At 52.0% G+C, this 19,021-nt stretch carries 16 protein-coding genes; 13 read left to right on the top strand and 3 right to left on the bottom strand.

The genetic code is table 11. The features are described 5' to 3' along the window. Nucleotides 1–8: 8 nt before the first annotated feature. Nucleotides 9–866, bottom strand: coding sequence for a formate transporter FocA (gene focA, locus FDX22_RS09530; RefSeq protein ID WP_135322512.1), 858 nt, complete (start codon nt 864–866; stop codon nt 9–11). Between the two features lie 404 nt (nt 867–1,270). Beyond that, nucleotides 1,271–3,031 carry a 30S ribosomal protein S12 methylthiotransferase accessory factor YcaO gene (ycaO, locus tag FDX22_RS09525; RefSeq protein WP_115258945.1) on the bottom strand — a complete coding sequence of 587 codons (1,761 nt, stop codon included), beginning with the start codon at nt 3,029–3,031 and terminating at the stop codon, nt 1,271–1,273. A 135-nt stretch (nt 3,032–3,166) separates the two neighbouring features. Here ycaO and FDX22_RS09520 point away from each other — a divergent pair, with 135 nt between their 5' ends. The 13 genes from FDX22_RS09520 (at nt 3,167) to FDX22_RS09460 (ending at nt 18,154) form a co-directional block, all read left to right on the top strand. Beyond that, nucleotides 3,167–3,859, top strand: a complete 693-nt coding sequence (locus FDX22_RS09520; RefSeq protein ID WP_117341710.1) for a DUF421 domain-containing protein — start codon at nt 3,167–3,169, stop codon at nt 3,857–3,859. Nucleotides 3,860–4,073: 214 nt separating this feature from the next. Continuing rightward, complete coding sequence (serC, locus tag FDX22_RS09515) at nt 4,074–5,162, top strand: 3-phosphoserine/phosphohydroxythreonine transaminase (protein ID WP_137362371.1); 1,089 nt, start codon at nt 4,074–4,076, stop codon at nt 5,160–5,162. Between the two features lie 70 nt (nt 5,163–5,232). Beyond that, nucleotides 5,233–6,516, top strand: coding sequence for a 3-phosphoshikimate 1-carboxyvinyltransferase (gene aroA, locus FDX22_RS09510; RefSeq protein WP_146717105.1), 1,284 nt, complete (start codon nt 5,233–5,235; stop codon nt 6,514–6,516). A 171-nt stretch (nt 6,517–6,687) separates the two neighbouring features. Then, nucleotides 6,688–7,371, top strand: a complete 684-nt coding sequence (gene cmk, locus FDX22_RS09505; RefSeq protein WP_045441261.1) for a (d)CMP kinase — start codon at nt 6,688–6,690, stop codon at nt 7,369–7,371. A 113-nt stretch (nt 7,372–7,484) separates the two neighbouring features. After that, the gene (gene rpsA, locus FDX22_RS09500) at nt 7,485–9,158 is read left to right on the top strand and encodes a 30S ribosomal protein S1 (RefSeq protein WP_096757679.1); all 1,674 of its coding nucleotides are present in this window, start codon (nt 7,485–7,487) and stop codon (nt 9,156–9,158) included. A 159-nt stretch (nt 9,159–9,317) separates the two neighbouring features. Then, the gene (gene ihfB, locus FDX22_RS09495) at nt 9,318–9,602 is read left to right on the top strand and encodes an integration host factor subunit beta (RefSeq protein ID WP_003035780.1); all 285 of its coding nucleotides are present in this window, start codon (nt 9,318–9,320) and stop codon (nt 9,600–9,602) included. 206 nt (nt 9,603–9,808) lie between these two features. Then, entirely contained in the window at nt 9,809–12,073 is a 2,265-nt protein-coding gene (locus FDX22_RS09490; RefSeq protein ID WP_146717104.1) for a ComEC family protein, read from the top strand. A gap of 36 nt (nt 12,074–12,109) precedes the next feature. Next, nucleotides 12,110–13,858 (top strand): lipid A ABC transporter ATP-binding protein/permease MsbA, encoded by a 1,749-nt coding sequence (gene msbA / locus FDX22_RS09485; RefSeq protein WP_146717103.1) that lies wholly within the window; start codon nt 12,110–12,112, stop codon nt 13,856–13,858. Continuing rightward, complete coding sequence (gene lpxK / locus FDX22_RS09480; protein ID WP_146717102.1) at nt 13,855–14,832, top strand: tetraacyldisaccharide 4'-kinase; 978 nt, start codon at nt 13,855–13,857, stop codon at nt 14,830–14,832. Before msbA ends, lpxK begins: the two co-directional genes overlap by 4 nt. Before the next feature lie 41 nt (nt 14,833–14,873). Continuing rightward, nucleotides 14,874–16,106 (top strand): winged helix-turn-helix domain-containing protein, encoded by a 1,233-nt coding sequence (locus FDX22_RS09475; protein ID WP_146717101.1) that lies wholly within the window; start codon nt 14,874–14,876, stop codon nt 16,104–16,106. Nucleotides 16,107–16,157: 51 nt separating this feature from the next. Then, nucleotides 16,158–16,340, top strand: coding sequence for a protein YcaR (gene ycaR, locus FDX22_RS09470; protein WP_096757674.1), 183 nt, complete (start codon nt 16,158–16,160; stop codon nt 16,338–16,340). Beyond that, on the top strand, nt 16,337–17,083 hold the full coding sequence (gene kdsB / locus FDX22_RS09465) for a 3-deoxy-manno-octulosonate cytidylyltransferase (protein ID WP_117341716.1): 747 nt from the start codon (nt 16,337–16,339) through the stop codon (nt 17,081–17,083). The genes ycaR and kdsB overlap by 4 nt, the downstream gene beginning before the upstream one ends. Nucleotides 17,084–17,260: 177 nt before the next feature. Further along, nucleotides 17,261–18,154, top strand: a complete 894-nt coding sequence (locus tag FDX22_RS09460) for a YcbJ family phosphotransferase (RefSeq protein ID WP_096757672.1) — start codon at nt 17,261–17,263, stop codon at nt 18,152–18,154. Here FDX22_RS09460 and elyC read toward each other — a convergent pair. Beyond that, nucleotides 18,131–18,910 (bottom strand): envelope biogenesis factor ElyC, encoded by a 780-nt coding sequence (gene elyC / locus FDX22_RS09455; protein WP_146717100.1) that lies wholly within the window; start codon nt 18,908–18,910, stop codon nt 18,131–18,133. The genes FDX22_RS09460 and elyC overlap by 24 nt on opposite strands. Between the last annotated feature and the right edge of the window lie 111 nt (nt 18,911–19,021).

The following is a 19,021-nucleotide window of genomic DNA, read 5'->3' as shown; positions in this document are numbered from 1 at the left end:
TCAACAAATTAGTGATGATCGTTACCACGTAGGTAAATGACCCAGTATGTCAACCCGACTAACAAACCGCCGCCGATAATGTTACCGATCGTAACCGGAATCAGGTTATCGGTGATGAAATTCATCACGGTCAGGTGTGAAAAATTCTCCGGAGAAGAACCGACAGCGGTCCAGAATTCCGGTGTGGCGAAATCGCGTATTACGATACCCATAGGGATCATAAACATGTTTGCGATACTGTGCTCAAAACCGCTGGCAACAAACATTGCGACCGGCAATACCATGATAAACGCTTTGTCCATCAGGCTACGGCCTGAGTAGCTCATCCATACGGCCAGGCACACCATCAGGTTTGCCAGAATACCGAGGCTGACGGCTTCAACAAAGGTGTGATGCACTTTGTGATCGGCGGTTTGCAGGACATTTAGCCCCCATGCGCCGTTAGCGGTCATATATTCGCCGGAAAGCCACATCAGTAGCACAAAGAGCAAGCAACCTACCAGGTTGCCAACATAAACGTTGAGCCAGTTTTTTGCCAGTTGGCCCCAGGTAATACGTCCACTGGCCTTAGCGACGACAATCAGTACGGTTGAAGTAAAGAGGTCAGCGCCGCAGACAACACAAAGAATCAGTCCCAGGGAAAAACAGATACCACCGATCAACTTGGCCATACCGAAAGGCATTGTTCCAGTACCGGTCGTGGCGGTGATATAGAAAACAAAGGCAATTGAAATGAACACACCGGCAGTAATTGCCAGATAGAACGTCTTAAGCGGATGTTTCGTTGCTTTATAGACGCCTGCTTCTTCGGCAACTTTGGCCATAGCAGCAGGAAGTATAAGATCAAAAGGGTTGTCAGCTTTCACACTAACTCTCTCTTTATTAAGTCGGCGACGAGATACTAACAAAGCATTATAGATGAGAATTTGATATAGATCATATCTCGCCTGGCTTATAGGCCCGCAAGACGCATGGTTTTTATGCGATTACGGAGTAACTTTTTGATTATTATAGTAAAAATAAATTTTAAAAATTATAAAGTGAGTTGAATTTTTTCCTTTCGCCTCCCGTTGAGCGGTTAATTAAAATGGAGTAATTGAGATAAAATGCAACACTATCAAGCTATTTTTTTTAATATCAACTACTAATTTTTAACCTTGTTTTTACATTTATTTTTGATTAAGCAAAAATAAAAAAACGGGGCACAAAATGCGCCCCGTAATATAGCGTAGTCAATTGTTGAAGCCTACTCAGAGCAGGCTAATTGCCATTATTTTGACCAGTATGCTGCTTTTGCGCGCTGCAGTTTTTCATAGGCTTTCAGCAGAGACTGATGCGCCGGGAAAGCCTGCAGATCGCTGTCGACGGACTGGAGGCCATAAAAAGGCGCTTCTCCGCTTAATGCCGCACTCGCCGCTTCAACCGCATCGGCACCGTACATACGGACAAAAGCGTTCAGATACTGCAGCGGCTGGCGATCGTCTTCCTGCGACAACAGCAGCAGCGTTTGCAGGCAACGGTAGTAGTTGGCGCGTTCGGCGCTAAAGACCGATGCGTTAAACTCCATTGTCCATTCGGTCCAAATCAGTGCCTGCTCCAGGTCACCGCCGGCCAGTGCCAGCATCACTTTCAGCTCACCAATACGCAGCGTAGACCAGCCGTTGTCTGAACCTGTTGCCAGACCCAGCAGCTCACGTACGCGGGTAAAGTCGTCAAAACCTTCTTCATCCAGTTGTTCGAGCAGGCTGAGATAGTCTTCTTTATCCCACTCGCTGCCCGGCAGAGAAAGAATGGTTTCACGCAGATGTGTGCCCATACCGTTGTTCGCTAACCACAGATCTTCAGCCGGATAGATATCAGACATCCCCGGAACGATGATGCGGCAGGCGTACACGCCCAGATGCTCGTAATCAGCGATATACACTTCTTTATCTTCGGTTTTGAAGATAGCCATCAGGGTGGCGAACTCTTCTTCCGTAGTGCCGGAGAAATTCCAGTCAACGAACGGATAATCGGCATCTTGCTTGAACAAATCCCAAGAGATCAGGCCGCTGGAATCGATGAAGTGGGTTTCGAGGTTGGTATGCTCAGCCACTTCTTCATCATCAAAGGTCGGGGGCATAAAGACATCAAGATCTTTCAGACCGCGGCCCTGCAACAGTTCAGTGACGGTTCGCTCCAGTGCCACGCCGAAGTCCGGGTGGGCGCCAAATGACGCAAAGCAGGTCCCGTTAGCTGGGTTAAACAGTACTACGCAGATAACCGGGTATTTGCCGCCCAGCGAGCCGTCATAGGCGAAAATTGGGAACCCTTCGGCTTCCAGTTTGGCGATGGACTCGACCACAGCCGGGTAACGCGCCAGCACGTCGGCTGGGATTTCCGGCAGACTGATGCTTTCTGCGATAATGCGGTTCTTCACATAACGTTCAAAGACTTCAGACAGCCCCTGAACGCGTGCTTCATTTGGGGTGTTACCGGCAGACATTCCGTTGGAAACGTACAGGTTGCCAATGATATTCATCGGAATGTACACGGTTTGGTTATCAGACTGGCGGGTAAACGGCAGACCGCAAACGCCGCGTTCTTCATTGCCTGACTGCAGGTCGATCAGCATGCTGCCGGTCAGTTCATTTTCCGGATCGTAGAACGCGCGCAGACGGGCATCCAACAGACCTTCTGGAACGTCATCCTCTTCGGTTAACGGGAACCATTTTTCGTTCGGATAATGCACGAATGGACCGTTAGCGACAGTTTCACCCAGCCAGAAATCGGCAAAAAAGTAGTTGGTGGACAGACGCTCAAAATATTCGCCCAGCGCGGAAGCCAGCGCCGCTTTTTTCGTCGCGCCTTTACCGTTGGTGAAACACAGTGCGCACTCTTTATCGCGAATATGCACAGACCAAACGTTAGGAACGGGGTTTAACCATGAGGCTTCTTCAATCTGGAAACCAAGGTCGAGTAATTTTTGCTGGAAGCGGGCGATGGAATCTTCCAGCGCGGCATCTTTGCCGGGAATAAATGTTTGCGTCATGAAAATCACTTTTGTCGTACGGAAAGCGCGCAATGATACGGGTTTTATATGAATGGCGCTATCGCCGCCACTGCGGTGACGCAAATAAAAGCGTTGACTATGCTTTCACACGATAACCCACGTTAAGAGTACAAAATGAAAGCATTCGATTTACACCGTATGGCGCTGGATAAAGTGCCCATGGAGTTTCTGGGTGAGGTGGCGCTGCGCAGCTTGTATACCTTTATATTGGTTTTTCTGTTTTTAAAGCTCACGGGGCGGCGTGGTGTACGCCAGATGTCGCTTTTTGAAGTGTTGATTATCCTGACGCTGGGGTCGGCAGCGGGGGATGTGGCGTTTTATGACGATGTTCCGCTGCTACCGGTGCTGGTGGTATTCATTACCCTGGCGCTGCTGTATCGCTTAGTGATGTGGCTGATGGCACACAGTGAAAAGCTGGAGGATCTGCTGGAGGGTAAACCGCTGGTGATCATCGAAGACGGCGAACTGTCATGGTCGAAGCTCAATAACGCCAATATGACGGAATTCGAGTTTTTTATGGAATTGCGGCTGAACGGTGTGGAGCAATTAGGGCAGGTGAAGCTCGCTATTCTGGAGACAAACGGGCAAATCAGCGTCTATTTCTTTGCCGATGAAGACGTCAAACCCGGTCTCAGCATTCTGCCTAAACACTGTACGCAACGCTTTAAGGTGGTACCGGCGGCAGGGGATTATGCCTGCGTACGCTGTAGTGAAGTTATTCACATGCGCGCTGGGGATCATCAATTATGTCCGCGCTGTGCAAATCCAGAATGGACGAAGGCCAGTCGGGCAAAACGGGTCACCTGACAGCGAAAATATCGGTTTTGAGCCGTCAATCCGATAGATTCTGTTGTGTGACGAATGACACATTTTTCCCCTGACCCGTATTACCCATTGCGGCGCGTGTCGCTGAATGATAAAACCGATATCCACAGGAAAAACATATACCCAATGTCTGTCACAGGAATTATTGCCAACGACAGGATGTTGACCGGATAACAACACAACGTGGTGAGGGGAAATGACTCAGGTCTTCAATTTTAGTTCAGGTCCGGCAATGCTACCGGCGGACGTACTTAAACTGGCTCAACAGGATCTCCGCGACTGGAATGGTCTTGGCACGTCGGTGATGGAAATTAGCCACCGTGGTAAAGAGTTTATCCAGGTCGCAGAGGAAGCAGAGCAGGATTTTCGCGATCTCCTCAGCATTCCCTCCAACTACAAAGTGTTGTTCTGCCATGGCGGTGGTCGCGGTCAGTTCGCCGGGATCCCGCTCAATATTTTAGGCGATAAGACCACGGCAGATTACGTCGATGCCGGTTATTGGGCAGCCAGCGCCATTAAAGAAGCGAAGAAATACTGCACACCAAACGTGATTGATGCCAAAGTCACCGTTGACGGCCTGCGGGCGGTCACGCCAATGAGTGAATGGCAGCTTTCTGACAATGCGGCTTATCTGCACTATTGCCCGAACGAAACCATTGATGGTATTGCAATCGATGAGACGCCGAATTTTGCCAGTAACGTTGTGGTGACCGCTGACCTGTCTTCCACCATCTTGTCTGGACCGCTTGATGTTAGCCGCTATGGCGTAATCTACGCTGGCGCGCAGAAAAACATCGGCCCAGCGGGTCTGACGATCGTCATCGTACGTGAAGATTTACTCGGCAAAGCGCACGTGTCCTGCCCGTCGATCCTCGATTACACCGTCCTGAACGACAATGACTCGATGTTTAACACGCCGCCGACATTTGCCTGGTACCTCTCTGGTCTGGTCTTTAAGTGGCTGAAAGCACAAGGCGGCGTCAGCGCAATGGACAAAATTAACCAGCAAAAAGCGGAACTGTTGTACGGCGTCATTGATAACAGTGACTTCTATCGTAACGATGTTGCGAAGTCTAACCGCTCGCGCATGAACGTTCCTTTCCAGTTGGCTGACAGCTTACTGGATAAACTGTTCCTGGAAGAGTCTTTTGCTGCTGGTCTGCATGCGCTGAAAGGGCATCGTGTGGTCGGTGGGATGCGCGCGTCTATCTACAATGCAATGCCGCTTGAAGGTGTGAAAGCGTTGACCGATTTCATGATCGATTTCGAGCGTCGCCGCGGCTAATCTGCTGTTATTTTTCATCCCCACAGCCAGCCTGTGGGGTTTTTATATCTGTTTTTGAGAGTTAAGTTTCATGGAATCCCTGACGTTACAACCCATTGCGCGGGTAGATGGCACCATCAATCTGCCTGGTTCTAAAAGTGTTTCTAACCGCGCTTTGCTGCTGGCTGCATTAGCAAATGGCACCACTGTCCTGACCAACCTGCTGGACAGTGATGATGTCCGCCATATGCTTAACGCGCTGAATGCGTTAGGGATTAGTTATACCCTTTCTGCCGATCGTACCCGCTGCGAAATCATCGGTAACGGCGGCGCGTTACAGGCCGAAGGTGCAGTCGAACTGTTTCTTGGCAACGCCGGCACCGCGATGCGTCCGCTGGCGGCTGCGCTGTGTCTGGGGCACAACGATATTGTGCTGACGGGTGAACCGCGTATGAAAGAGCGCCCGATTGGCCATCTGGTCGATGCGCTACGCCAGGGGGGCGCAAACATTGATTACCTTGAGCAGGAAAACTATCCGCCTTTACGACTGCGCGGTGGTTTTATCGGTGGCCAGGTTGACGTGGACGGCAGCGTGTCCAGCCAGTTCCTCACCGCGTTGCTGATGACCGCGCCGCTGGCGCCGCAGGATACGACGATCGCAATTAAAGGCGAGCTGGTATCAAAACCTTACATCGATATTACGCTAAACCTGATGAAAACCTTTGGCGTTGAGATTGAGAACCAGAACTACCAACATTTTGTTGTCAAAGGTGGACAGCAGTACCAGTCCCCTGGCGCATACCTGGTGGAAGGGGATGCGTCGTCGGCCTCGTATTTCCTTGCAGCCGGAGCGATTAAAGGCGGTACGGTGAAAGTCACCGGGATTGGCCGCAACAGCATGCAGGGCGATATTCGCTTTGCCGATGTGCTGGAAAAAATGGGCGCGACCGTGACGTGGGGAGATGACTTCATTGCCTGTACGCACGGGGAATTACACGCCATTGATATGGATATGAACCACATTCCGGATGCGGCGATGACGATTGCTACCGCGGCGCTGTTTGCGAAAGGCACCACGATTCTTCGCAACATCTACAACTGGCGAGTCAAGGAGACAGACCGTTTATTTGCGATGGCGACGGAGCTGCGTAAAGTGGGCGCTGAAGTGGAAGAGGGGCATGATTTTATCCGTATCACGCCACCTGCTACGTTAACATTTGCTGATATTGCGACCTATAACGATCACCGCATGGCGATGTGTTTCTCGCTGGTGGCGCTGTCTGACACGCCAGTCACTATTCTTGACCCTAAATGCACGGCCAAAACCTTCCCGGATTATTTCGAACAGTTGGCACGTATTAGTACACCTGCCTGATTTGATGGCCGCACTACCACGTGCGGCACATTCTGACATCCTCTATTGCCCATTTATTCTACACTCAGCTTCAATGATTCTGTATTTTTCACACAAAGATAACGATCGTTGACGTTGGCGCGTATAATGCGCGGCGTTTACGTTAACGTATGCCTGTTTAAGGAGAAAAAGATGACGGCAATTGCCCCGGTTATTACCATTGATGGCCCAAGCGGTGCAGGTAAAGGCACCTTGTGCAAAGCAATGGCGGAAGCATTGCAGTGGCATCTGTTAGATTCTGGCGCGATTTATCGTGTACTGGCGCTTGCGGCGTTACATCACCATGTTGATGTCGCCTCTGAAGATGCGCTGGTCCCGCTGGCGTCACATCTGGATGTGCGTTTTATCTCAACAGACGGCAATCTGGAAGTTATCCTTGAAGGTGAAGATGTTAGCGGTGAAATCCGCACTCAGGAAGTGGCAAACGCCGCCTCTCAGGTTGCCGCGTTTCCCCGTGTGCGTGAAGCGCTGTTGCGTCGTCAACGCGCCTTCCGTGAAGCGCCGGGATTAATCGCTGACGGACGCGACATGGGGACCGTGGTATTCCCTGACGCGCCGGTGAAAATTTTTCTGGACGCTTCCTCGCAAGAACGTGCGCATCGACGTATGCTACAGTTGCAGGAGAAGGGCTTTAGTGTTAACTTTGAACGCCTTTTGGCCGAGATCGAAGAACGCGACGACCGCGATCGAAACCGTGCGGTAGCGCCGTTAGTTCCTGCTGCTGATGCCTTAGTTTTGGATTCAACCCGATTAAGCATTGAGCAAGTGATTGAAAAAGCGTTACAATACGCGCGCCAAAAACTGGCACTCGCTTAAGTGCGACCGAATTTGCAGTACCCCCGTAGCAATGGAGTGTTAGCGGGTATGTTAAACAACCCCATCCGGCATGGAGCCAGGTGGACGTTAAATATGAAACCTGAAGATTAAACATGACAGAATCTTTTGCTCAACTATTTGAAGAATCCTTAAAAACAATTGAAACCCGTCCGGGTTCCATCGTTCGTGGTGTTGTTGTTGCTATCGACAAAGATATCGTACTGGTTGACGCCGGTCTGAAATCTGAGTCTGCCATTCCGGCAGAGCAGTTCAAAAACGCCCAGGGCGAGCTGGAAATCCAGGTTGGTGACGAAGTTGACGTTGCTCTGGATGCAGTAGAAGACGGCTTCGGTGAAACTCTGCTGTCCCGTGAAAAAGCTAAACGTCACGAAGCTTGGATCACGCTGGAAAAAGCTTACGAAGAAGCTGCGACCGTTACTGGTGTTATCAATGGCAAAGTCAAGGGTGGCTTCACTGTTGAGCTGAATGGTATTCGCGCGTTCCTGCCGGGTTCCCTGGTAGACGTTCGTCCGGTCCGCGACACGCTGCACCTGGAAGGCAAAGAGCTTGAATTCAAAGTAATCAAGCTGGATCAGAAACGTAACAACGTCGTTGTTTCCCGTCGTGCCGTTATCGAATCCGAAAACAGCGCAGAACGCGATCAGCTGCTGGAAAACCTGCAGGAAGGCATGGAAGTTAAAGGTATCGTTAAGAACCTCACTGACTACGGTGCATTCGTTGATCTGGGTGGCGTTGACGGCCTGCTGCACATCACCGACATGGCATGGAAACGCGTTAAGCATCCGAGCGAAATCGTAAACGTTGGCGACGAAATCACTGTTAAAGTGCTGAAGTTCGACCGCGAGCGTACTCGTGTATCTCTGGGCCTGAAACAGCTGGGCGAAGATCCATGGGTAGCTATCGCTAAGCGTTATCCGGAAGGTACCAAACTGACTGGTCGCGTGACCAACCTGACCGACTACGGCTGCTTCGTTGAAATCGAAGAAGGCGTTGAAGGCCTGGTTCACGTTTCCGAAATGGATTGGACCAACAAAAACATCCACCCGTCCAAAGTTGTTAACGTTGGCGACGTAGTGGAAGTTATGGTTCTGGATATCGACGAAGAACGTCGTCGTATCTCCCTGGGTCTGAAGCAGTGCAAAAACAACCCATGGCAGCAGTTCGCGGAAACCCACAACAAGGGTGACCGTGTTGAAGGTAAAATCAAGTCTATCACTGACTTCGGTATCTTCATCGGCCTGGACGGCGGCATCGACGGCCTGGTTCACCTGTCTGACATCTCCTGGAACGTTGCAGGCGAAGAAGCAGTTCGTGAATACAAAAAAGGCGACGAAATCGCAGCAGTTGTTCTGCAGGTTGACGCAGAACGTGAGCGTATCTCTCTGGGCGTTAAACAGCTCGCAGAAGATCCGTTCAACAACTGGGTTGCACTGAACAAGAAAGGCGCAATCGTAAACGGTAAAGTGACTGCAGTTGACGCTAAAGGTGCAACCGTAGAACTGGCTGACGGCGTTGAAGGTTACCTGCGCGCTTCTGAAGCTTCACGTGACCGCGTTGAAGATGCAACTCTGGTTCTGAGCGTAGGCGACGACGTTGAAGCTAAATTCACCGGCGTTGATCGTAAGAACCGTGCAATCAGCCTGTCTGTTCGTGCTAAAGACGAAGCTGATGAGAAAGATGCAATCGCAACTGTTAACAAACAGGAAGATGCAAACTTCTCTAACAACGCAATGGCTGAAGCTTTCAAAGCAGCTAAAGGCGAGTAATATCGAGTGCTTTAAATCCTTTGTGCTATTAACAGCACAAAGGGTAACGAGTAGCTTGACAGATTACAGGATTCGTCCTGTAATCAATGACAAAGGGCGGCTACGGCCGCCCTTAATCAATGCAGCAGCTAATTTTGCCTTTAAGGAACCGGAGGAATCATGACCAAGTCAGAATTGATCGAAAGACTTGCAACCCAGCAGCCTCACATTCCCGCGAAAGCGGTTGAAGACGCGGTAAAAGAGATGCTGGAACATATGGCCTCGACTCTGGCGCAGGGCGAGCGTATTGAAATCCGCGGTTTCGGTAGTTTTTCTCTGCATTACCGCGCACCACGTACCGGACGTAATCCGAAGACTGGCGATAAAGTGGATCTGGAAGGAAAATATGTTCCGCACTTTAAACCGGGTAAAGAGCTGCGCGATCGCGCCAATATTTACGGCTAAGTTTTTCACAAAACTTAACGTCGAGAAAAGCACCTGTAGGGGTGCTTTTTTCATTTCTGCTTGCCCATATTGGAACCCGCCTCTCAGTTAAATTGCACATTACATCCTTCGCGTAATAACAGCAGAACACACGCCGGAAAACGAAAAATTGCTGCCAGACAACCGCTGCGTTGTCCTGCACACTTCCTGTAACAGGGAGGTGTTTTGTGAAAATAACAACGGTCAGTTCGTGTGCATTGTGCGGTATTCTCCCGCTTACGGTATTACCCTCACTGCCCGAAATGCTGTACGTCAGCGGCCTGTTTTGCCTGGCGTGTGTGCTCTGTCTTATTCCGCACAAGTATCTGCATTATGCCGGGTTAACGCTGTTGTTCTTTCTCTGGGGAATACTGGCGGCGAAAGACGCTACCTGGGCGGGCAATACGCTCCCTGCTAACACTCAACAGGCCATAGTACAAATAACCGGCACTGACCATATGACCACGCACTATGGACAGATTACCCACCTGCAGGGGAGACGAATATTTCCGGCGCAGGGGATCGTACTGTATGGACAATACTTGCCTGGTGAGGTTTGTGCGGGTCAGAAATGGGCAATGACGCTTAAGGTTCGCGCGGTACACGGCCAATTAAATGAAGGGGGATTTGATAGCCAGCGCTATGCGTTAGCACAGCATCAACCGCTGACGGGACGCTTCCTGCAGGCAAGTGTCATTTCGCCACAGTGTAGCCTGCGTGCCCGTTATCTCTCTTCGTTGAATACAACGTTATCCGCTTATCCCTGGCAGCAGGTGATACTGGGCCTGGGAATGGGGGAGCGACTCTCTGTTTCGCAAGAGGTGAAAACCATTATGCGCGACACCGGAACGGCGCATTTGATGGCTATTTCCGGGCTACATATTGCCTTTGCCGCGCTTTTAGCCGCCGGGCTAATTCGCGGTGGGCAATTTTTTATGCCAACCCGCTGGATCGCCTGGCAGGTTCCGCTGGTGGGCGGAATCGCCTGTGCGACGTTTTATGCATGGTTAACAGGGCTACAGCCTCCCGCATTACGCACCGTGGTTGCACTGATTGTCTGGGGTGCGCTTAAACTGAGCGGGCGGCAGTGGAGTGGGTGGGCTGTCTGGACATGCTGTCTGGCTGCAATTGTGATGGTTGATCCCGTTGCTGTTCTCTCACAAAGCCTGTGGTTGTCCGCGTTTGCCGTTGCGGCACTGATATTCTGGTATCAATGGTTTCCACTGCCCGAATGGTCACTCTCCCGTGTGGGACGCGTAGTTCTCGAGCTGGCGCATCTCCAGTTAGGTATCACGCTCCTGCTTCTGCCAGTGCAAATCGCCCTGTTTCACGGTATCAGCCTGACCTCATTTCTGGCCAATTTGTTTGCCGTACCGTTGGTCACGTTTGTTTCTGTCCCGCTGATACTCGCGGGTATGATTGTGCACTTAACCGGGCCGCTGGTTGTCGAGACCGGGTGCTGGTATCTGGCCGATCGTTCGCTGGCACTCTTATTCTGGGCGCTCAATAGTCTGCCAGAAGGTTGGATCAACATTGACCAACGCTGGCAATGGCTTTCGTTATCGCCCTGGGTGATGCTCGTTGCATGGCGACTGAATGCATGGCGTACCTTACCGGTGGTCTGCATTTCGGCAGTGCTTTTGTTGAGCTTGCCATTCTGGCGACCTGCGCGAACGCAAGTGTGGCAGGTGTATATGCTGGATGTTGGGCAAGGACTGGCAATGGTCATCGCCCGTAATGGTAAAGCAATCCTCTACGATACCGGGCTGGCATGGCCTGGGGGTGATAGCGCACAGCAGTTGATCATCCCCTGGTTACGCTGGCACAACCTGACACCTGAAGGGATCGTGTTGAGCCATGAACATCTGGACCATCGGGGGGGAATGGACTCGTTACTGAAAACCTGGCCAGCAATGTGGGTGAGAAGCCCGCTAGGATGGAAAGGCCATTTACCCTGTTTTCGCGGCGAGAGCTGGCAATGGCAGGGATTAACGTTCAGCGCTCACTGGCCGCTCCGTGGGACTAACGATCGGGGGAATAACCATTCCTGTGTGGTGAGAGTTGACGACGGCAAGCGCAGTTTTCTGCTGACCGGTGATATTGAATCTCCTGCAGAACAAAAAATGCTAAGTCATTACTGGCAGCATCTGCAGTCCACTTTTATTCAGGTACCGCATCATGGCAGCAATACTTCATCGTCATTAGCGTTTGTTCAGCGGGTTGCTGGGCAGGTGGCGGTAGCCTCAGCTTCACGCTATAACGCCTGGCGTCTGCCTTCCTGGAAAGTGAAGCAACGCTATCAGCAGCAGAGTTACCAACGGTTGGACACGCCTCATCAGGGGCAGGTTACACTAGACTTTTTCCCGGGAAATTGGCGGATACGCAGTTTGCGGGATCAGATTTTACCTCGTTGGTATCATCAGTGGTTTGGCGTGCCGGAGGATAACGGGTAGAATATACGGCTATTCTAACAAATGCTGGTTTTTTGAATGCATAACGATAAAGATCTCTCTACGTGGCAGACGTTTCGCCGACTATGGCCGACCATAGCGCCTTTTAAATCGGGTCTGATCGTGGCGGGTATAGCGTTAGTCCTGAACGCGGCCAGCGATACCTTCATGCTATCGCTCCTTAAACCATTACTGGATGATGGTTTTGGTAAAGCCGATCGCTCGGTGCTGATGTGGATGCCACTGGTGGTCATTGGACTGATGGTAGTACGTGGCTTAACCAGCTACGTCTCCAGCTACTGTATTTCCTGGGTGTCAGGCAAAGTGGTAATGACCATACGCCGCCGCCTGTTTGGTCATATGATGGGCATGCCCGTCGCTTTTTTTGATAAACAATCAACCGGTACGTTACTGTCTCGTATTACCTATGATTCAGAGCAAGTTGCGTCATCGTCTTCTGGCGCACTGATCACCGTAGTGCGTGAAGGGGCCTCGATTATTGGCCTGTTTATCATGATGTTTTATTACAGCTGGCAGCTGTCATTAATTCTGATCGTGCTGGCACCCATTGTGTCGATTGCGATCCGCGTGGTTTCCAAGCGTTTCCGTAGCATCAGTAAGAATATGCAAAACACTATGGGGCAAGTGACGACCAGTGCGGAGCAGATGCTGAAAGGCCACAAAGAAGTCTTGATTTTTGGTGGTCAGGAAGTCGAAACCAAACGTTTTGATAAAGTCAGTAACAAGATGCGTTTACAGGGCATGAAGATGGTTTCCGCGTCTTCTATCTCCGATCCAATCATTCAGTTGATTGCGTCGTTGGCGCTGGCTTTCGTATTGTATGCAGCCAGTTTCCCCAGCGTCATGGAAAACCTGACGGCAGGGACCATCACGGTGGTCTTCTCCTCAATGATCGCTCTGATGCGTCCACTGAAGTCTCTGACTAACGTCAACGCCCAGTTCCAACGTGGTATGGCGGCGTGCCAGACCTTGTTCACTATTCTGGATAGCGAACAGGAAAAAGACGAAGGTAAACGCGTTATCGAACGTGCGACCGGCGATTTAGAGTTCTGTAACGTCACCTTTACCTATCCGGGTCGTGAAGTGCCTGCACTGCGTAACATCAACCTACATATTCCGGCAGGAAAAACCGTTGCGCTGGTTGGGCGTTCAGGTTCAGGTAAATCCACCATCGCCAGTCTGATTACGCGCTTCTATGACATTGATGAAGGGCAAATTCTGATGGACGGACACGATCTGCGTGAATATACCCTGGCGTCCTTGCGCGATCAGGTTGCGCTGGTCTCGCAGAACGTGCACCTGTTTAACGACACGGTTGCCAATAACATCGCTTACGCACGTACGGATATCTACAGCCGCGAACAGATTGAAGAAGCGGCGCGTATGGCCTACGCCATGGACTTCATCAACAAGATGGATGATGGTCTGGATACGGTCATCGGCGAGAACGGCGTGCTGCTTTCCGGCGGTCAGCGCCAGCGTATTGCTATCGCCCGTGCCTTGCTACGCGACAGCCCGATCCTGATCCTGGATGAAGCGACGTCGGCGCTGGATACCGAATCCGAACGCGCTATCCAGGCGGCTCTTGATGAACTGCAGAAGAACCGCACCTCGCTGGTCATTGCGCACCGTCTTTCGACCATCGAACAGGCGGACGAGATTGTCGTTGTGGAAGATGGGCTGATTGTTGAGCGCGGCACCCATAGTGAACTGCTCGAACAGCGCGGTGTGTATGCGCAATTACACAAAATGCAATTTGGTCAATGATCGCGCGCATCTGGTCCGGTGAATCGCCGCTGTGGCGGTTGTTACTTCCGCTCTCCTGGCTATATGGTCTGGTGGGCGGGGTGATCCGCTTATGCTATACGCTTGGGCTTAAACGTGCATGGCGCGCACCGGTGCCGGTTGTAGTAGTTGGAAACCTTACAGCTGGCGGCAATGGTAAAACGCCAGTCGTTATTTGGTTGGTTGAACACCTGCAGCAACGCGGCATTCGTGTGGGCGTAGTTTCTCGCGGCTATGGCGGAAAAGCGCAGGCGTACCCGCTGTTGCTGACGGCGGACACCACGACGGCAGAAGCGGGCGATGAACCGGTACTGATCTTCCAGCGTACCGGCGTGCCGGTTGCTGTTTCTCCGGTAAGAGCCGATGCGGTAAAAGCCATTCTTGCTCATCATGACGTGCAGATTATCGTCACGGACGATGGTCTGCAGCATTATGCCCTGGCGCGCGATGTTGAAATCGTGGTGATTGACGGTGAACGTCGGTTTGGCAACGGCTGGTGGCTTCCCGCGGGGCCTATGCGGGAGCGAGCGGATCGGCTTAAATCGGTGGATGCGGCTATCGTCAACGGTGGTATTCCACAGGCGGGAGAAATTCCGATGCGCCTTGAGCCGGGGCTGGCCGTTAATTTACGCACCGGCGAGCGCCGCGACGTTGCGCTGTTACCCAATATTGTTGCTATGGCTGGGATTGGCCATCCCCCGCGTTTCTTTGCCACCCTGGCGGCATGCGGGGCTAACCCACAGAAATGTGTCCCATTGGCAGACCATCAGTCTCTGACCTACAGTGACGTCAGTGCATTATTAGTTGCCGGACAAACGCTGGTGATGACGGAAAAAGACGCGGTGAAATGTCGCGCCTTTGCCGAGGATAACTGGTGGTACCTCCCTGTTGATGCGCATCTGTCGGGTGACCAGCCTGACGTATTACTTGATAGATTAACCTCGCTGGCTCGTTAACGGTTTCACGCTGCGGCAGCGACTGATTGATGAGGTTATCCATGTCGTTGCCGCACCTTTCCCTGACGGATGCTCGTCATCTTCACCTGGCAGCACAGGGCCTGCTGAAAAAAACACGTCGTCGGGCGACCCCGGCAGATATTCTCGCGATCATTACGCGTATGTCTTTACTGCAAATAGACACCATTAATATTGTCGCGCGTAGCCCTTATCTGGTGCTGTTCAGTCGCCTGGGCGACTATTCCCCGCAGTGGCTGGATGACTCGCTACTACGTGGCGAGTTGATGGAATATTGGGCGCATGAGGCGTGCTTCTTACCGCGCAGCGACTTTATGCTGATTCGCCATCGTATGCTTGCCCCAGAGAATATGGGCTGGAAGTACAAAGCCGCCTGGATGCATGAGCATGTCCATGAGATTGAACAATTGCTTCATCACATTCAGCAAAATGGACCGGTGCGTTCAGCCGATTTTGAGCATCCGCGCAAGGGAACCAGCGGGTGGTGGGAATGGAAGCCGCAGAAACGTCATCTTGAAGGACTGTTCACCGCCGGTAGGGTGATGGTGGTGGAGCGGCGTAATTTCCAGCGGGTCTATGATGTAACGCATCGGGTTATGCCGTACTGGGATGATGAACGAGACTTGCTTTCGCAGACGCAAGCGGAAACGGCCATGCTGGACAACAGTGCGCGCAGCCTCGGTATTTTCCGCGAACCGTGGCTGGCGGACTACTATCGATTGAAGCGTCCAGAACTCAAAAACTGGCGTGATGTGCGCGCAGAGCAACGGAAAATCATCCCTGTCGATGTCGAAAGGTTGGGGCCTATGTGGCTCCATAGCGATCTTCTACCATTGCTTGAACAGGCAAAGGCGGGCAAATTAACAGCCACCCACAGTGCTGTGTTATCTCCCTTTGACCCGGTGGTCTGGGATCGTAAACGCGCGGAGCAGTTGTTTGATTTTAACTATCGGCTGGAGTGCTATACGCCAGCGCCGAAACGGCAGTACGGCTATTTTGTTTTGCCTTTGCTGCATCGTGGGCAACTGGTGGGGCGTATGGATGCTAAAATGCACCGTAAAACGGGCGTGCTGGAGATTATCTCACTATGGTTGCAGGATGGCGTCAAACCGGGAATTACCCTGCAAAGGGGCGTGTTCCAGGCCATCGATGATTTTGCGCGCTGGCAACAGGCGACACGCGTTACGCTGGGACGCTATCCTGACAGTTTATTTGTCGACTGCCGCGATGGCTGGGAAATAGCCCCAGCCCGCTAAACGAATATGTTAATATTTACGGATTCACAATCCGGTCCATCTGGAGGAACTATGGATCATCGTCTGCTTGAAATTATTGCCTGCCCGGTATGCAATGGAAAACTCTGGTACAACCAGGAAAAACAGGAACTTATTTGTAAGCCGGATAACCTGGCGTTCCCACTGCGAGACGGTATTCCCGTGTTGCTGGAAACGGAAGCTCGCGCCCTGACGGCGGATGAGAGTAAATCATGAGTTTTGTGGTCATTATTCCCGCGCGCTATGCGTCTACGCGCCTGCCCGGTAAGCCACTGCTGGATATCAACGGCAAACCGATGATCGTGCATGTTCTGGAGCGTGCGCGCGAGTCCGGTGCCGATCGCATTATTGTTGCTACCGATCATGAAGATGTTGCTCGCGCAGTCGAAGCGGTGGGTGGGGAAGTGTGCATGACGCGCGCCGATCACCAGTCCGGAACGGAGCGCCTGGCGGAAGTCGTCGAGAAATGTGGTTTTAGCGACGATACCGTTATTGTGAACGTGCAGGGTGATGAGCCGATGATCCCGGCGGTCATTATTCGGCAGGTAGCAGAGAACCTGGCGCAGCGGCAGGTCGGTATGGCAACGCTTGCCGCGCCGATCCACACCACGGAAGAAGCCTTTAATCCTAATGCGGTAAAAGTGGTACTGGATTCGGAAGGTTATGCGCTCTATTTCTCACGGGCAACTATTCCCTGGGATCGCGATCGTTTTGCCAAAAGTCTTGAAACCGTCGGTGATACTTTCCTGCGTCACCTGGGGATTTATGGCTATCGCGCCGGTTTTATCCGTCGCTATGTTAATTGGCAGCCGAGTCCGCTTGAGCATATTGAAATGCTGGAGCAGCTCCGCGTGCTGTGGTACGGCGAAAAAATTCACGTTGCTGTGGCGAAAGAAGTACCCGGCACAGGCGTTGATACCGCCGAAGATCTCGAGCGCGTTCGCGCCGAAATGCGTTAGTTTTTCTAATCACACTCCCCTCACTACAGATTGATATCTGACGAGTATTAGTGGGAGGAGTGTCGTATCTTGATTCTTTTCTTCCACTTTTCTGTTCATCAATTGATCTCATCCGGGTGACATCCGTCTGCACGACGCTCATTATGAAAGCAGTCGCATTTATGAGGGCCATCTGAAATGGAACAGTTGCGTGCCGAACTCAGTCATTTACTGGGTGAAAAACTCAGTCGTATAGAATGCGTGAATGAAAAAGCGGATACAGCGCTGTGGGCATTGTATGACAGCCAGGGAAACCCGATGCCGCTGATGGCGAGAAGTTTCACTACGCCGGGTATGGCACAGCAGCTGGCATGGAAAACGTCCATGCTGGCGCGCAGTGGTACGGTACGTATGCCGGTCATTTATGGTGTCCTGACGCACGAGGAACATCCTGGCCCGGACGTGCTGCTACTTGAGCGCTTACGCGGCGTGCCGGTGGAAGCACCTGCCAGAACGCCCGAGCGTTGGGAACATTTAAAAGATCAGATTGTAGAAGGCATGCTGTCATGGCATCGCCAGGACAGTCGCGGATGTGTTGGTGAGGTGGATAATACCCAGGAAAATTTCTGGCCATCCTGGTATCGTCAACGTGTGGAGGTGTTGTGGAGCACCCTCAACCAGTTCAGCAATACCGGGTTAACGATGCAGGACAAACGGATTTTGTTTCGTACCCGAGAGTGCCTGCCCAGCCTGTTCGAAGGTTTTAACGATAACTGCGTTCTGATCCACGGCAATTTCAGTTTGCGCAGTATGCTCAAAGATGCCCGTAGCGATCAGCTCCTGGCAATGGTCGGGCCGGGATTAATGCTCTGGGCGCCAAGAGAGTTTGAGCTGTTCCGGCTGATGGATAATGCGCTGGCGGAAAGCCTGTTGTGGCAATATCTGCAACGCGCGCCCGTGGCGGAGTCGTTCATCTGGCGACGCTGGCTGTATGTGTTGTGGGATGAAGTCGCCCAGTTGGTCAATACCGGGCGTTTCAGTCGGTCTAACTTTGATCTGGCAACCAAATCACTGTTGCCCTGGCTCGCCTGATGAGCCCTTCAACCACTGCCAGATCCTTCCCAGCGTTTCGTAGCCGACGCGATCGCTGTGCATCAGCCAGACGGGAGACGGAATGGCGCGCTCCCACGGGTTCAGCGGAGAGTCTATCGCCAGCTGGTTAGCGGGCGCTGGGAGCGGATGCAGTCCGGCCTGCTGGAAGAAGATCATCGCGCGCGGTAAATGTGATGCGGAGGTCACCAGCAGGAATGGTGCGTCACCGATTGTTTTTTTCACTGCGGCGGCTTCTTCTTCGGTATCTTTAGGTTCATCCAGGGTAATTATCTCACTGCGGGGAACCCCCAGCGACCGCGCCACGCGGGCACCAACTTCCGCAGCGCTGACGGTATTGGTTTTTGCCACGCCGCCGGTGAAGATCAGCTTCGATCCCGGATTAGCTCGCCACAGACGCAGACCTTCATTGAGGCGCGGAAGGCTATTATTGATTAGATTTGAACTCGGCGCCCATTGCGGGTTCCAGGTATAACCTCCGCCCAGTACCACAACGAACTCGACTTTCTGCGTATCCTGCCAGGTGGGATAGGTATCCTCAATCGGTTTTAGCAGACTATCGGCGACGGGCTGCAAGCTGAGCAGCAAAAGTGCCAGCCAGCTAAGGCTAATAAACACTTTCCCTGTTTTCTGAAAGCGACTAAACCACACTAGCGCCAGCCCTATCCCCATCACCAGCAGCATCAACGGAAGCGGCAGCATCATACCGCCAATCACTTTCTTCAGCGTAAAAAGCATCCTTTTTGGTTCCTTTTTTAACCATACAGCAGAAGATCAGCAGGGATATTACACCAGAAAGGTTCATTCTCGGCGTGGGTGTGACAAAATAGCGGTTTTACTTAGTCACCC

This window comes from Citrobacter sp. TBCS-14 (genome assembly GCF_005280805.1).
Classification (GTDB): Bacteria; Pseudomonadota; Gammaproteobacteria; order Enterobacterales; family Enterobacteriaceae; genus Citrobacter; species Citrobacter gillenii.
Note: the sequence above shows the minus strand (reverse complement) of the source record. Positions and strands in the feature narration are given on the sequence as shown.